We start from the raw sequence: 14,933 nt of genomic DNA on the forward strand, positions 1-14,933 counted from the left end.
TAGTTTTATCGCATCTCATTATTTTATTCACTTATTGTTAAGATTAGGTTTTAGGTATGGGAAAAAATCGTTTCCTTTTTAATGCCAGTATCATGACTGGGGCAGTATTTCTTGCGCTTACCTCGATCGAAGAGGCAGCTGCACAACAGCTGGCAGATGTACGTCTAGGGGAATATATCATTCCAGGCATGTTTGGTCAGGCGTTACAACAGGGTTTAACCGTACCTATTTATTTACGCTTTGTTGGTGGTAATCCAGAGGAACGGCAAAAAATTGCCGATGCAGCCATTGCCTTGCAAGATGGGAAGCTGTTGATTCAAGAAGTGTCTTTAGATGCCGACCATCAAGGGGCGACCCTGTCTGATGAAACCAAGGCCATGGTATTGGGCTTGGAGAAGCGTTACTTTAATGACAGCACCCAAATTCGGCTGACCGAAAATGCCGAATTAAACCTTAATATTCAATCATTTGTGCTGACTCTAGACGTTAATGAAGACGCCTTGTCTACTGCCATTATTCCTCGTCAATACATGCTAGGTGCGTCATCTGTGGACAGCGTTTCTGCAGTGACCAACTATGATCTGGGTGTGTATCAAACCCGAGTAAAAAATGGTGTCAATAACGATAATAACTATTTTAACATTCGGAATACGATCGGCTATAAAGAGCATCATTTTGCCATTGACGGTTCTGTTTATGGTGTGGGAAAAGGCGACGAGCAGAGTAGCCAGCTTTATCGAGCCATGTATGAGCGCGACGTTAACGGTAATCGACTTGCTTTAGGGATGTTTGATACCTGGAATCTACAATCCATCGCCAGTCTCTCGGCCTTGAACGCCAGTAAAGTTTATGGCGCAACATTCGGTAATAAATCCTCCACCAGATTAAAAGCCAATCAACATGCATTAACGCCGATTACTATTTTTATGCCGGCGGCGGGTGAGGTGCATGTCTATAGGAATGGGCGCTTACTCAGCATTGAAAACTTCCCAATGGGGAGTTTTGAAATAGATACCAGTCGTTTGCCATTTGGTATTTATGATGTTGATGTGGAGGTGATGATTGATGGTGAGGTGCGTTCGAAAACAACTCATAGAATCAATAAAGCATTTTCTAATAGCCATACAGACATCAATGAGGTGAGCTGGGAGGTTTATGGGGGTTATGTCGATTATGACGGTAAAGCGCGTCATCTCACCGATGGTACTAAAGAAACCTATTTATTAGGGGTGTCTGCGGCAGTAAGCCTGCCAGTATTATCTGGCCTTTCCATACACACATCTAACTACGCTTTTGATAAGCACTTCGTGAATGAAACAGCGCTAAATCTGACAATATTTGATTATGGTAGTTTAGGTTGGCAAGGCTTAATATCAGAAAAAGGTCGCTATCGTAATATCGTGAATGCCACAGCTGTGATTCCTAATGGTTATGGTTCGCTCTGGGCTAGCAAGGAAAAAAGTAATATTAAAGGTGATTTAGGTATCTATGATAGTGATACTTATTCATTTGGGGGAACCTTAAATTTTAATAAATTCTTTGATAAAGGGGGGGCTCTAACCTTTAGCCGTACAGTTGATCATCGTGCGAAAACACGCGCCAATAACTTTGAGTATGCCACGTCACTGTATTCTGGTCGTAGAGGCAGTATGAGCTTGCGAGCAGGGATACAGCGCTATCAATACAATAATGATACCCCAGCCGATAATCGAAAATACATTACTTTGGGCTTCTCCATACCTTTATCCAATTGGCTCAATGTGGGGCTGTCGTCTGATAATGGCGACGTGAATTTAGACGTTAGCGCAAATAAAAACTTTGATACTGGACCTATTAGTTCAGTGGGTTTAAGAACGTCTAAAAAATTACGGGATAAAACGGATCGCAGTAGTGATTTTTCGACTAACGTCTACGCAATGTTTGATACCAAATACAGTAGCGGTACCGTTTCATTGTCGCGCCCCGACAGCAAGCGGCTCAATGGTAACTTAACTGCAGGCGGCTCTATTGCCTTTGGCGGTGGTAAAGTGGTCGCCAGCGGTAAGCGAGAAGAATCGGGCGTGATTATTCAAACCAATATGACAGGGGGCGCCTCTTTGTCTGCCCAGGTCAATGGGCGTAATTACAAGCTAACCGGTAAGAATAACTTTATCCCTTTAGCGCCTTATGCGGCCTATAAAGTTGAGTTGATGAACGATAAAAACAGTATGGACAGTGTCAATATTGTTAAAGGTAAAACTCAAAATGTCACCCTTTATCCTGGCAACGTAGCGGTTTATCGACCAGAGGTTAAACAGTTAGTAACCGTTTTTGGACGTTTAACGACAGAGCAGGGTGCCGCCTTGGCCAATGCCCAGATTAAAAACCATATTGGTAAAACGGTGACGGATAGTAGTGGTGCGTTCTCAATGGACGTTGATAAGCGTTACCCAATCATCACTTTGGCGGATGCCAGCCAGCATTGCGAGGTTGAACTTGATTTGCGCAAAGCTAAGGGGGTGCTGTGGGTGGGGGATTTAGATTGTGGTCCAAGGGTTAAATTAGCTAAATCGGTCAAGAAAGATGTGGCTACGCTTACTCAGCCGCTACAGCCCCTTCCACTTGCGCCACTGCCTAGTCAAAAGCGTGACCCTATTTCAAAAATGCCAGAGATGCCACTAATTGAGGCTCGTCAAGGTTATGTGCCACCGGTTATCGTACCGGCCATGATTTCTGAGCAGCCTTTTAATTTGTCTTCTATCCCCTCGTTGCGAGAGGAGGTGGCTAATGTATTGCATCATAGTGAGGCCTATACGCGCCGAGGAAATAATCAGGATGCTCATTTTTATGAATTAGCCCCCATCTTGCGGGATCAAAATCAAGAGCATGCAACAACTACGCTTTTTAATCACATAGATGATTTGGAACCAAAACAGTTAGAGGTCGTGTTTTCAAATATTTCTGTAACAAAGCCAAATAGTTGTGATGTATTTTTATCTGGTATAGAGGCACAAAGTAAGGCATGGATTAAAAAAGTTTCTTGCATCGACGCGATGACGCTGGCACAAAATAATCAGTCAGTGAGTGAGGAAGCGTTTGATGCTTCTAGCCAATATTTGGGCAGTATATGAAAAGGTATTTCTTTAATTTAAAGCTTGTCCGTCATATGGAAAACTTGTGTGAGTAAGGAAGTTATTGATTATGAAAAATAATATTTTTTTGGCTATTATGTTTGGCCTAAGCAGCATCATTATTCCGAGTGTCGCATTGTCCGCGGCTTCGGAGAATAGTTTTCTTTTTCTTGAAAATCAGGTTGATAATGAGTATTGGGTGGCGCCAAGAAAACTAGATCCCAGATTTTCAGGCTCTAACATATTCACCAAATATCCTTCAAATCAGGATAGTCTAGGCTATATGCAGCAATCTTTAAATGGCATGACCGCTGCTCAATATCTAGACTTGTGGTTGGAAAATTCGCCTATTAATAGCCCTTTTGTAGGGAACCGTTGCCGAAATGGTTACAGTGGCTGTCCTAGTTCAGGCACCTGGGTTGCTGAACACATTAATAGCAAAGGTGCTTTTAAAATTAAGCAGACCAGTACGGCTGGTGCGAGCGGCTATACTCGGGCTATTTGGTCAAATAATTTCTATGAGTATCTGAAAAATATGAGCATTAATGTTCCAGTCGTGCTGGAATATAATGCTTGTCGTACAAGAAATGAGTATGACCCTAGTGTGGGTGAAACTTGTGCTTCTGTCGGAGGCACTGTGCGGGAGGATCAGTTTACAATTGCTAAAACGGCTCATTTAACTTTAGAGTCGACCAACGCATTACAAGAACTGTTTATTGACAGTAATGGTAATCCAACGGTTGGTTTGGGTTCTCAGTTTTGTAGCATTGGCACAGTAAATAATGTTAATGGAGCAATTTGTAAGCTTATTAGCTATAAACTAGAGGGTGAGCCTATTATTGCTCAGGTAGATATGTACCTCAATCTGAGCAGTTCTTTAGGCTTTACGCCGGCCGCGGCGACGATCAAGTTTGGCGGCGGCCAAGATGGGGACTTATGGTACAACTACAGCGTTAGAACAACCGATGCAAGAAACGTCATTAAGCCTGGTGGTGATGGTGTTTATGTATTCTTTTCAAGTGTGTTTTTAAAAGAGCTGTTGACGCGTGGCGTGGACCTGAGCCGTAGTGAGGATTTCTTTACGTTTAGTTTTGATAGTAGTGTGAATCCCCAGTCTGGTTTCTATGAATTTTCGCCCTCAAATACGATTTTATTAAGGCCACGTGATTATGGTATTAGTATTGTTGACAAAGATTTGAGTGCTAATCCTTCTCGTACTGGTAAGGTTGGTAATGAGGAAGAGCCCATTGAGTTTGAGTATATAGTAAGTACGAGTGGCCCTAGGCAAGCTAATGAAATTACTGCTCAGGTTACTGGGCCAAGTTATCAGTCCCATCGAGGAGTAAATTATTGCTTATTCTCTTCATCGGATGGTCAAATTGAGGTACCTTTTTCCGCTTTTTTGAGCTATACCGATTCGGTTGGCAGGATGATCAGGACACGTAATAGCTGTGGTGATGATCCAATTGATATAGTACAGGCGCAATGGGTAGAAACACCGTGGGCAAATGCGCCTCAAGAGGGCAGCTTTTTTAGAACCGATTTAAAATTAAGCTTTCCTATGAATGAAAGTCACTCTATGTTTAGCTTAACTGGAGAGGACTGGATTGGCATTGTTAGAGCGCAAGGTGAGATTATGGTTAAGGCAGTTTGGCGAGGAGATGATGTGACGGCGCCAGGAAGATAATTTGCTTATGAAGACTATATTAAAAGAACTCAATAAATTAGAAAAGAGTAAGCAACATCTCTCGCTATGGATCCTGTTGACCTTTAGCTTGTGGTGCAGCTCGGCCCATGCACTGTATCTTAGTAGTGATGTATTCGTGATCGATGCGGATCAATCGTTTTTGTCTCGACAATTTTTAAATGATAGCAAGCTAACCAATATGTACTTTATTAACGTTTATCAGATTGATAGACCTGGTAAAGCAGAAGTTACAAGCCCTATTCATGGGGGTGAAATTATGTATACACCGCTGAGAATAGTCGTAGGGCCTGGCCAGTTTGAGTATTTTAAAGTTTTTTATAGTGGGCCAAAAGATGAACAGGAGCGTTATTATCGAATGCAGATTAGAGAGGTACCGCTGCATGCGATTAAAGATCAAGCGCTTGATAAAGATTTAATAGTTTCGACTATTGTGGCATTAGATACTTATTTGGTTGTGAGGCCACGTAAAGAGGTCTTCTCTTATCACTATGATGAGGTGAAAGGTGTTTTAACTAATACAGGCAATACTTTCTTTACTGTGAATATGAATCAAGGCTGTTTAGCTGAAAATGATGATAATGCTGAAGTGTTTAATCTACTGCCTGGGCAAACGTCAACGCATGCCTTATTGAAAGGCCGCCATAAAAAATTCATCGTGATTTTTAATCAATATAAACAGCTAGGTTCACAGTGTTTTGAGGAGAGTATGAGTTAAGTGGGTACTGGGGATGAGAGCAGTTACCTGACTTAGCTAAATAATCATTAAACTAGGAATGACAAGCCAGTGCTTTGGGTCAAATGCTAAAGCACTGGCTTCTAATAATTATTTAGTTTGTTTTCAAAGCATTATAAATAGTGCCTCTAGACACAGCATATTCGTTCGCTACTTTTGAGATAGGACATTTTAGCGTTTTAACTGAGTGTTTAATTGATCTGATTTGTTGGTCATTTAATAACCTTTGTCGGCCACCGATTCTGCCTCTTAAACGAGCAGAAGCAAGTCCAGCTAGGGTACGTTCACGGATCAGGTTACGCTCAAATTCCGCAAGTGCGGCAAACACATGAAAGATTAGCTTGCCAGTATGGCTGGTAGTGTCGATGCTTTCCGTTAAGCTTTCAAAAGAAATGTTTTTACGCTCAAGATTTGTGATGATTTTAATTAAGTCCTGCACGCTCCTGCCTAATCGATCCAAACGCCAAACGACCAGTATGTCACCTGATTTTAATTTTTTTAAACAGGTTTTCAGTTTTCGCCTTGTTGAGGCGCTTTTACCGCTGGCGACTTCTGTATAAACAATGTCACATCCTGAATTAATTAATGCATCTTTTTGTAAGTTTAAGGTTTGGTCTTCTGTGGATACACGGGCATAACCAATTCGCCTTCGGCCGTTCTTAAGCATATTCATCTCCTATCCTTATTTGTTTGTCATAAATAAGGAGGTGTTAAATAATAGAGTCAAATAAATGACTAGTAGTAATTAAATATTATGAATATGTAGCCGTTTTCGGACGCTTGCCCAATTGGCGAAGTGGTGGCAAAAAGTGAAGGATAAAGCACCCGTATATAAAAAATGAGTAATCATTTTTATTTGTTGATAGATGCTTATTAAAATTAGAGTTTTCATGATAGTTAAATATTTTTAAAACTATACTTTAATGAAAAGATAGATAATCCTTATTTAGATGAATCCTATTATATTTTATTTCTTTGTATTTTTATTATTAATAATTGAAAAGTTATGTAAATATTAATTCCATATATTTTTATATTATGAGCATTAAAGTTTAATATTTTTATAATTTTTAGTATATTTACACATTTTATATATATACAAAGGCTTAAAGGGTTAATTGCTTTGAATTGTATTTTAGTTATAAAGGTTATATTGGTTCATCCAAATGAATTAAGTCTTAGTACTATAATATGCCTCTAATGCTTTACATCACTCAGTGCCGCCAGGCTGGCTTTGGATCGCTGATATCAATTCTAGAGCTATGAGCGTCCGCACCAGGCTTTAAAGATGAAAACCCCTGCTGAATCATATGCTTTAGCTGCTTAAGTTATGTAGAAACTGCTGGGTATTACATCATCTAGTTAAATGAATATTAATGGCATAATATGATTTGAACGGAAAATATTAGCTTGTTTTTAATTGTTTTTTCTTACATGAATGAGTTTATTTGTGAAGGTATGATATTGAATAGGTAAGGCAGCCTGGATGCGATTTAAAGCCTCAATTGGATCATTTAGTGGAAAAATACCTGAAATATGCAAATCAGCAAAGTCTTTTTCACTGTAATGAATGAAGCCAAAGTGATGCTTGTTGAGCTGAGCTAATAAGTCTGATAGTAATATATCATCAACAACGATTTGTTGGTCTAGCCAAGCAAGCGGGTAAGCATCGGTCTGTTTCTCTACATCATAAACTAGGCTCTTATTGATTTTTGCCTTGTTTCCCGCGTTCAATGCCTGACATTGATTAGCCAAATTGTCTTGAGGACAAACTTGGACACTTGACTCAATGACGTTAACCACCATGTGGTCTTTCTGTAACTGAACGGAATAAATAGTGCCTAAGGCTTTTGCTGTGCCATAGGAGGTCTCTACGATAAAAGGGCGATGTGGTTGTCTTGCAACGCTAGATAGAACCATGCCTTTTTTAACCACAATTCTCCTGACTTCATCAGTATACTTGATGTCAACTGCTGTACCGCTGGCCAGAGTGAGCTGACTATGATCATCTAAGGTAATGGTTAAAGGCTCCCCAATACCATTACGGTAATCAGCTGTAAGCCACTGGCCCCATTGGTTCTGCTGCGCATAGATTAAGCTTGAAACCAAGCAACACCATACCAGTATTTTTTTTGCGTGTCGTTTAATTGGGCCGGCTAAGTAGGTTTTACTAGCTTGATAAATGTCTTGGTGAGCCTTAAGTTGCTCTACACTATTGATCACTGATAACGTTTCGGAATTGGCTACGCCTCTCCATTGACTATTTAAATAGGTAATACGATTCCAAGCGGTCTGGTGTTGTTCATTAGCTTTAAGCCAGGCTTGAAATTCTGGGTGCTCTGAAGCGTCCTCAGAACAGCCTTCTAGAGTGTAGTACCAGTCTAGAGCCGCTTGAATATGTATACGAGAGGGTGTTTTGCCTGAGGACATATTTACAGATCAAATTCTATTTCATAGGCAATTAATGCGCATTGGCATAAGTCACGCTTGACGCTGGCTAAAGAAATATGAAGCCGTTTGGCAATGTCATTTTGGGTAAAGTTATCAAAGTAATAGAGCAAAAAAACATCTTGTGCTCGTTTAGGGCATCGTCCTAAAGCTTTTGAAAGTTTGGTTAGCGTCTCGATCGCAGCAATATGATTTTCTAAGTTATAATCAGCGGCTTCTGATTGCATATTAGCTAAATAAGTATGGTAATTTTGCTCAATGATGGTTCTTCTTATTTTATCAATGAATAAATTTTTAGCGATCATTTGTAGAAAATTTTTTGGGCTCGAACGTATGGTTGGATTGGTTTCGCTTGAGCAGGTTACCAAAATTTTTATAAAGGCATCGTGTGTAATATCTTCCGCTAAGTGACGATCACCAATTTTATATTTTAATAAATTTAATAGCCAATGTGCATGGGTACGGTATAGCTTATCTACCTCGTTAAGGGTGAGAGTGATAGCAGCTACTGTTGCTGTTGAGTTCGCTTGCATCTAAGGCCGACCATAAATTAAAGTTAATGATTACTATTATCATTACATAGGTCAGTTTTAAAGTAAATACAGAACAGTTCGCCTAGCATTTCAACTAAATCTGATTCACCTAAAATTTCTATTTAAATATTAATAATTCAATTGCTTATGTGTTTTTTTGAGCTGTTTGTACGAATGTATTCGTCTATTTAAGTATAAGCATCTTTATTATCATGGAAAGAACACACATGCAGGGAAATAAGAAAATAACGTTATTGATTTCTGGTTTATTTGTCATGAGCCTGTCCCCGGCACGCGCTGAGCAAAAGCATCGTTATACCATTTCAAAAGGAGCATTGTCGCAAGCCTTAAATCAATTTTCACATGAGAGCGGTGTACCGATCGCTTTTTCATCGGATCTGACTAAAGGGTTAACTACACAGGGTTTAAATGGTGACTACACTGTAGACAGTGGTTTAGAAGCCTTGCTAGCAGAGCATAGCTTGTCTTTAATGAAAATGAATGGGACTTATACCATTAGGCAGAAACAACAAAGTAATACTGATGGCGCAACAAAAAGCATGAATAGTGCCACAGGGGATATTGCTGAGTTGGCTACAGTGACCGTAATCGGTACTAAAACAAATAATTCTTTTGCTCAATCTAACTCCAATACATATGTTAATCAAAAACAGCTAGATCGTTATACCCCTATTAGTGCGGCTGATGTCTTAAAAGGCCAAGCCGGTGTTTCTGTTGGTGATGCTCGAAATGGTGGTGGCCTTGATGTCAATATTCGAGGGGTTCAAGGGCAAAGCCGTGTTGGTGTTACCGTGGATGGCGGAGAGCAAATGGTGAATGTTTACCGAGGGTACTCTGGTACACAGCAGCGTAGTTATGTAGATCCAGATTTAATTAGTAGTGTTGAAATTGAAAAAGGTAGTGGTACGGCTGATAGCCAAGGAGGATATATCGGTGGTACGGTGCGAATGCACACTATTGAGGCGAAGGATATTATTCCTGCTGGTAAAAACTATGGGCTAAGACTAAAAGGGAACTTGGGAAATAATAGTATTAAAAGTGAAGGAATAAGTAGTCCAACAGAAAACTTGACGTATAACTGGATTGAACCAAGAGGTGATAGGAGTGCTGCATGGAGCAACCTTGCGCGTTCTGGCAGCATAGCTATGGCTTGGCGTAATCAGGATTGGGAATTGATGGGGGCCTATGCCAAAAGAATTCAAGGGAATTATTTCTCAGGAAAAAAAGGGTATGACAGATACAAAGAGGCCTATGAAGAGCGTTTCAACGAACATCGGAACCAAGCATTTACTGTGACTCATGGTATGTTTTTTGAAAATGAAGAGGTTTTAAATACCAGCAGTGAAAGTGATTCAATTTTATTGAAAGCCAAATACTTCATTGATGATGAGCAGTCCATTAAGTTTGGTTATCGTAACTATAGTGCTCAGCTAGCCAGTATTATGCCTAGCGCTTTGCAACGTTACTGCGGGAAATATGGCAATTGTGTTCCAAATAAGCAGACGCCAGGTATGGCGCAATGGAAGCCGGGTAGTGTGCATTTAAATGCCTACAATATTGATTACCGATACACTCCTGAAGATCATAACTGGATTGATTTAAAAATGGGATTTTGGAGCACTCATACTAAGACGAATGAGATCAGTGGTGCTAGTCCATATCATCCCTGGCAAACTGAAGAAAGGCATACGATTGGTTATGCACGAATGCCACAAACTGCGTTGAATTGGGGATTTAATATTAAAAATGACTCTAAGGTGGCCGGTGAGTGGGGTTCATTTCGTTGGATCAACGGGCTTGAATACAAACATGAATACGTTAAACCGCAAGATTACATTAAGTTAAGCGTGATGGAGCGTTTGGGTGAAAGTGTCATCCGGCATGCAAAACGTTGGGAAAGTAGTTTATTTAGTCAGGTATATTATGAGCCCTCTAATCATTTGGAGCTAAGAGCCGGCTTACGATACACCCGTTACGGCACCAAAGATATAAATCAATGGCCAGAAAAACCATTGTTCTGCTCTAACCCGAATATGTGTATGACTATGGGTGATGATGCCGAGTTTATTTTTAAAAACCAGTTTGAGGAGTATGCAAAAACAGCGAAGTTTGCTGACCCAGTTAAAAATAAAGGGGGGAAATTAGCCCCGAATATTGGTATTACGTACTATTTTTTACCAGAGACCTTTATGTATGCCAACTATAGTCAGGCATACCGGATGCCATCATTATTTGAGACCAGTATGGGGACGGCAAACGTTAAAACAGTGGCATCTTTAAAGCCAGAGCAAGCAAATAATTTTGAGTTAGGTTTCAGTACGACACACCGTAATTTATTTAAAAATGAGGACTATTTGTCGTTGAAAGTGTCTTATTTTAACAATAATTATAAAAACTATATTACGCGTTTTTTGGACCCTAAGGCATATTTTACCAGTAGCCAGTTTATGTATTTTACCAATTTAGATAAATTTAAAGTATCAGGTTTTGAGTTGAATACAGCATATGATAATGGTTTTGTTTTTGCTGACCTATCAGCTAATTATTTTCAAAAAGCTCAGGCGTGTGATAAAAACATTGCTCAGAAACTACGAGACTCAGGCAATGCTTTGGTGCATACACCAAACTGCGTTGATGGCGGATTTGGCAGCTCATACGCAGCGGCTCAAAACCCACCTAAATACGCTTATAGTTTAGGATTGGGTGTGCGCTTACTGGACCAAAAATTAACCTTGGGTAGTCGCATCACTTACAATCATAGCCCAATAGCGAGAATGGATCAGCCCTGGCATAAGGTCGTGACTACGTATCAAAAATTTTATGAAAAATCAAAAGTCATCGATGCTTATGCAAAATATGCGGTCAGTAAAAATGCTTCTATTAATTTAAACGTAACTAACTTAACGAATGAGTATTATCTTGATGCATTAACACAAAGCTATATGCCGGCCCCAGGGCGGGCCATTAACCTTGGTTTTGAAGCTAAGTTTTAATTAAGTTCGTTGATTCAGCTCTCTACAGTGTTCAATTTGAATGCAGTAGAGAGTTTTTTATTGTAAAGACATATTGTCTGGTGGTTATCTAGCTAAAATCATTGATGGTCAAAGGGAAGTCAACAAGCGTATTTCGTCATTGTTTGGAGGGCGCCTATTTAAAAGTTTGTGACGCTTATAGCTGTAATTAGTTTAACGATTTGATTTTCTGGTGTGTTTTCTATCCATTTGTTTTTTAATAAATATTTCATAAACATTTCATCTTTCTGCAATAGAGAGCCTTTATATTGATGCACTCACAGGGCTTAAGAGGAATCAAAATACCCGCGATTTCGATTCAATGCTTCAATAAAATGGTGCCAGTATGTAGGGCTTATTTGACATTGATTTAGACATTAAAACCCTAGGCTGATAGTCAGCGTCGGTTTGACGAACACACCAAGAGTGTTGGGCAGGCTTATTGTGTCATCCGTTAATTTTATTCATCAAGATGAAGGAATCAGAATGTTGTTTAAGCAAGTAAGCAAAGTGGCCCAATGGGGTTTCGTATCAGTTGCCGTCTTCAGTTTGATGGCGTGCAGCCCCCAAGGCACTGCAGTACAAGGCGGCGGCGAAAAAATAGCTTCGGAAATGCCACAAACGGTGAATTTTGGCATCATCAGCACCGAGTCATCACAAAATCAAAAACAGTCATGGACGCCGCTATTGGCCGATATGAGCGCTGCTATCGGGGTAGAAGTGAAGCCATTCTTTGCTTCTGACTACGCGGGGGTTATTCAAGGCATGCGTTTTGATAAAGTGGATTTGGCTTGGTTTGGCAATAAATCAGCCATGGAAGCGGTGGATCGCGCCAATGGCGAAGTCTTTGCTCAAGTAGTATATGACGATGGTACGACGGGTTATCATAGCTTGTTGATTGCCCATAAAGACAGTCCTATTAGCTCAGAAAAAGATATGTTGGCCAAAGCCAATGAGCTGACCTTTGCCAATGGCGACCCTAATTCGACCTCTGGTAATTTAGTACCAGGCTATTACGTGTTTGGTAAAAATAATGTGCAAGCTAATCAAATTTTTAAACGCACCGTCAACGCCAACCATGAAAGCAACGCCATGGCGGTGGCCAATAAGCAAGTGGACGTAGGCACTTTCAGTAACAGTAACTGGCTATTAATGCAAAAAAAGCAGCCCCAGATCATAGATCAACTAAAAGTAATTTGGACCTCGCCAACGATTGAGTCTGATCCATTGGTGCTACGTAAGGGCTTGTCGCCAGAATTACAGGCCAAGATTAAAACCTTTATTCTAGGCTATGGGGACACATCAGAACAAAAAGCGGTGATGGCGACATTGGGTTGGTCTAAATTTAAAGCATCAGACAATAGTCAATTAGATTCTATCCGTGAGTTAGAAGCTTTTAAACAAAAGCAGACGCAAGCGGCTCAGTAAAGATAGCTGCTTTAGCCGAAAGGCGAACCCCAAAAAACCTGTTTCCGCCTAATGTAAGGCTGAACAGGTTTTTGGGGGTATGCACAAAATTAATATACTTTTTATGCTGATTTATTTAGTAGGGGGTAAAGCCTAATTTTTATTATTTTTTAATATTCCTAATGTTTGAAATTTAAAAGGTGAGGATCTTAGCGCTTCAAAGGGAGCAATCAAGCTGGATTAGTTACTTTGGTCGTCAAGATTTTCTTGAGCGCGCTTCCCATTTTTTGAGCGCCAGCATCCTCATGTCAGTAATAGTATCGGTTTCATCTAAAATAGGCTCACCTAATATTTTTTCAATAATATCTTCTAATGTCACTAATCCCAGCCAACTACCGTACTCATCGTAAATTAGGGCCATGTGTTGTTGTTCCTTGATGAACCTGCGCATGAGTGATTCTGCATCAATGCTTGCTGGAGCAATGATTGCTGGTTTAGTAAGGCTTAACACAGGTGTTTCTAAATCTTTACCTATGGCTGAGTGCCTAAAAAGAATACCTGCTGGTTCTTCATTGTCATCGATGACCGGGTAACGTGAAAATTGGTGATGTTTTATGACAGAGAGGAACTCCTTAACAGTTTGGCCTGGCTTAATAACAGTACAGACAGTACGAGGAGTGAGGATGGATTTAATATTGACTTCATGTAAGTCGATGATATTGGCAATAACACGTTGTTCCTCAGCATCAATTTTATTTAACTCTTTTGCTAATAAGCTTAATGATTTAATCTCCTGACGTAAGTCAGAATCATCTATATTACTGCCAATCAGCTTCATTATTAAGTCTGAAACTACAATGAAAGGCATGAGGATAAAAATAGCAGGATTCAAAATGGCAGGTAAGTAAGCGGCTAAGCTTCGCCAATATTTGGTACCTAATACTTTAGGTATGATTTCAGATAAAACCAAAATGAGAATGGTCATGATGGCTGATGCTGCGCCTAAATACCCATTCCCCCATATTTTTGTAACCTGTGCGCCTACACCGGCAGCGCCAACGGTATGGGCAATTGTATTTAGGGTGAGAATGGCAGCCAAAGGGCGGTCTATATGATCTTTAAGCTTACTAAGCCGATTGTATAGAATAGGGTCATCCCATTTTTTTTGGGATATGAAGCTGGGCGTGATGGATAACAGCGTGGCTTCAAGAATGGAACACACAAATGAAATGCTGATTGAGCCAATGATAAATATAACCAGTAAGAGCATAGTAGAGGATGATGTTTTATTCAGTATTAAGGGGGCTATACATATACACATTAAATGTGACAGATTAATGACACGCTACTGCGTTGATAGAGGTTTTATAGCTCGGTGGTGAATCATGGATATAAACCTGCAGCAAAGGTGAGCCTTGGGTTCTTATTTTAAACGTTAATCTGATTTAAAACGAAGACAGGCTTTGTACCCTAAAGGGTGCGAAGCCTGTCTTTTTGAACGTTGAGCTTAAGTGAAAATGTAAATATATATGTAATGGCCCGGAGACATAGTTGCACATAACATTGTATTTTTTTAAATAGGCGATGAAGTAGAGCATCTTGCTATTGTTGTTTTTTGGTGTTGTCGGCATTGGCCCTCAAAATAAGCCTAAATGTGAGTCATGACTAGCTATGGTTGGAGTGCAGTAGGCATGCCTACGACCTATAGAAGCGCTAGAAGGTATAGTGTATTAGCTTATTTTTTAAATAAACGTCGTAAAGATCTGTAAGTATTGTTTTTTTGTGCGGAGTGTATAAAATAAATATTTTTAACTCCTTAATTGAATAGGAAAAATATGAAAAAGAAGACATTGAGCAGATGCTTACAACAGATTTTTCCGTTGACGGTTTTAGGGTGTTTTATACCTTCTGCCCAGGCTTTGGTTTGGCATGGAGGGGGCGAAAATCTTTGGCAGGGTGATA

The 14,933-nt window shown here is 40.0% G+C and carries 9 protein-coding genes; 5 read left to right on the top strand and 4 right to left on the bottom strand.

Annotated features, from left to right (window positions below; all coding sequences use genetic code 11):
* Window positions 1–56 precede the first annotated feature (56 nt).
* The 3 genes from AB8Q18_05380 (at window position 57) to AB8Q18_05390 (ending at window position 5,533) form a co-directional block, all read left to right on the top strand.
* Window positions 57–3,110, top strand: a complete 3,054-nt coding sequence (locus tag AB8Q18_05380; protein ID XDZ52488.1) for a CS1-pili formation C-terminal domain-containing protein — start codon at window positions 57–59, stop codon at window positions 3,108–3,110.
* 70 nt (window positions 3,111–3,180) lie between these two features.
* On the top strand, window positions 3,181–4,797 hold the full coding sequence (locus AB8Q18_05385; protein ID XDZ52489.1) for a hypothetical protein: 1,617 nt from the start codon (window positions 3,181–3,183) through the stop codon (window positions 4,795–4,797).
* Between the two features lie 7 nt (window positions 4,798–4,804).
* Window positions 4,805–5,533, top strand: coding sequence for a hypothetical protein (locus tag AB8Q18_05390; GenBank protein ID XDZ52490.1), 729 nt, complete (start codon window positions 4,805–4,807; stop codon window positions 5,531–5,533).
* 112 nt (window positions 5,534–5,645) lie between these two features.
* Here AB8Q18_05390 and AB8Q18_05395 read toward each other — a convergent pair whose 3' ends face one another.
* From AB8Q18_05395 to AB8Q18_05405, 3 genes are all read right to left on the bottom strand, one after another.
* Entirely contained in the window at window positions 5,646–6,224 is a 579-nt protein-coding gene (locus tag AB8Q18_05395; GenBank protein ID XDZ52491.1) for a recombinase family protein, read from the bottom strand.
* 743 nt (window positions 6,225–6,967) lie between these two features.
* The gene (locus tag AB8Q18_05400; GenBank protein XDZ52492.1) at window positions 6,968–7,981 is read right to left on the bottom strand and encodes a FecR domain-containing protein; all 1,014 of its coding nucleotides are present in this window, start codon (window positions 7,979–7,981) and stop codon (window positions 6,968–6,970) included.
* A 2-nt stretch (window positions 7,982–7,983) separates the two neighbouring features.
* Entirely contained in the window at window positions 7,984–8,532 is a 549-nt protein-coding gene (locus AB8Q18_05405) for an RNA polymerase sigma factor (protein XDZ52493.1), read from the bottom strand.
* 227 nt (window positions 8,533–8,759) lie between these two features.
* Here AB8Q18_05405 and AB8Q18_05410 point away from each other — a divergent pair, with 227 nt between their 5' ends.
* On the top strand, window positions 8,760–11,546 hold the full coding sequence (locus AB8Q18_05410) for a TonB-dependent receptor (GenBank protein XDZ52494.1): 2,787 nt from the start codon (window positions 8,760–8,762) through the stop codon (window positions 11,544–11,546).
* A gap of 426 nt (window positions 11,547–11,972) precedes the next feature.
* Window positions 11,973–12,992 (top strand): phosphonate ABC transporter substrate-binding protein, encoded by a 1,020-nt coding sequence (phnD, locus tag AB8Q18_05415; GenBank protein ID XDZ52495.1) that lies wholly within the window; start codon window positions 11,973–11,975, stop codon window positions 12,990–12,992.
* Window positions 12,993–13,227: 235 nt separating this feature from the next.
* Here the strand turns inward: phnD and AB8Q18_05420 are convergent, their stop codons facing one another.
* Window positions 13,228–14,241: a CNNM domain-containing protein gene (locus AB8Q18_05420; protein ID XDZ52496.1), complete on the bottom strand. Its 1,014-nt coding sequence runs from the start codon at window positions 14,239–14,241 to the stop codon at window positions 13,228–13,230.
* Window positions 14,242–14,933 lie beyond the last annotated feature (692 nt).

This window comes from Neisseriaceae bacterium CLB008 (assembly GCA_041228285.1).
In the GTDB taxonomy this organism is placed as follows: domain Bacteria; phylum Pseudomonadota; class Gammaproteobacteria; order Burkholderiales; family Neisseriaceae; genus JAGNPU01.

What these genes read in the sequence shown, in the direction of transcription:
- AB8Q18_05380 (XDZ52488.1), top strand. Translation starts at nt 57, where the DNA reads ATGGGAAAAAATCGTTTCCTTTTTAATGCCAGTATCATGACTGGGGCA.
- AB8Q18_05385 (XDZ52489.1), top strand. Translation starts at nt 3,181, where the DNA reads ATGAAAAATAATATTTTTTTGGCTATTATGTTTGGCCTAAGCAGCATC.
- AB8Q18_05390 (XDZ52490.1), top strand. Translation starts at nt 4,805, where the DNA reads ATGAAGACTATATTAAAAGAACTCAATAAATTAGAAAAGAGTAAGCAA.
- AB8Q18_05395 (XDZ52491.1), bottom strand. Translation starts at nt 6,224, where the DNA reads ATGAATATGCTTAAGAACGGCCGAAGGCGAATTGGTTATGCCCGTGTA.
- AB8Q18_05400 (XDZ52492.1), bottom strand. Translation starts at nt 7,981, where the DNA reads ATGTCCTCAGGCAAAACACCCTCTCGTATACATATTCAAGCGGCTCTA.
- AB8Q18_05405 (XDZ52493.1), bottom strand. Translation starts at nt 8,532, where the DNA reads ATGCAAGCGAACTCAACAGCAACAGTAGCTGCTATCACTCTCACCCTT.
- AB8Q18_05410 (XDZ52494.1), top strand. Translation starts at nt 8,760, where the DNA reads ATGCAGGGAAATAAGAAAATAACGTTATTGATTTCTGGTTTATTTGTC.
- AB8Q18_05420 (XDZ52496.1), bottom strand. Translation starts at nt 14,241, where the DNA reads ATGCTCTTACTGGTTATATTTATCATTGGCTCAATCAGCATTTCATTT.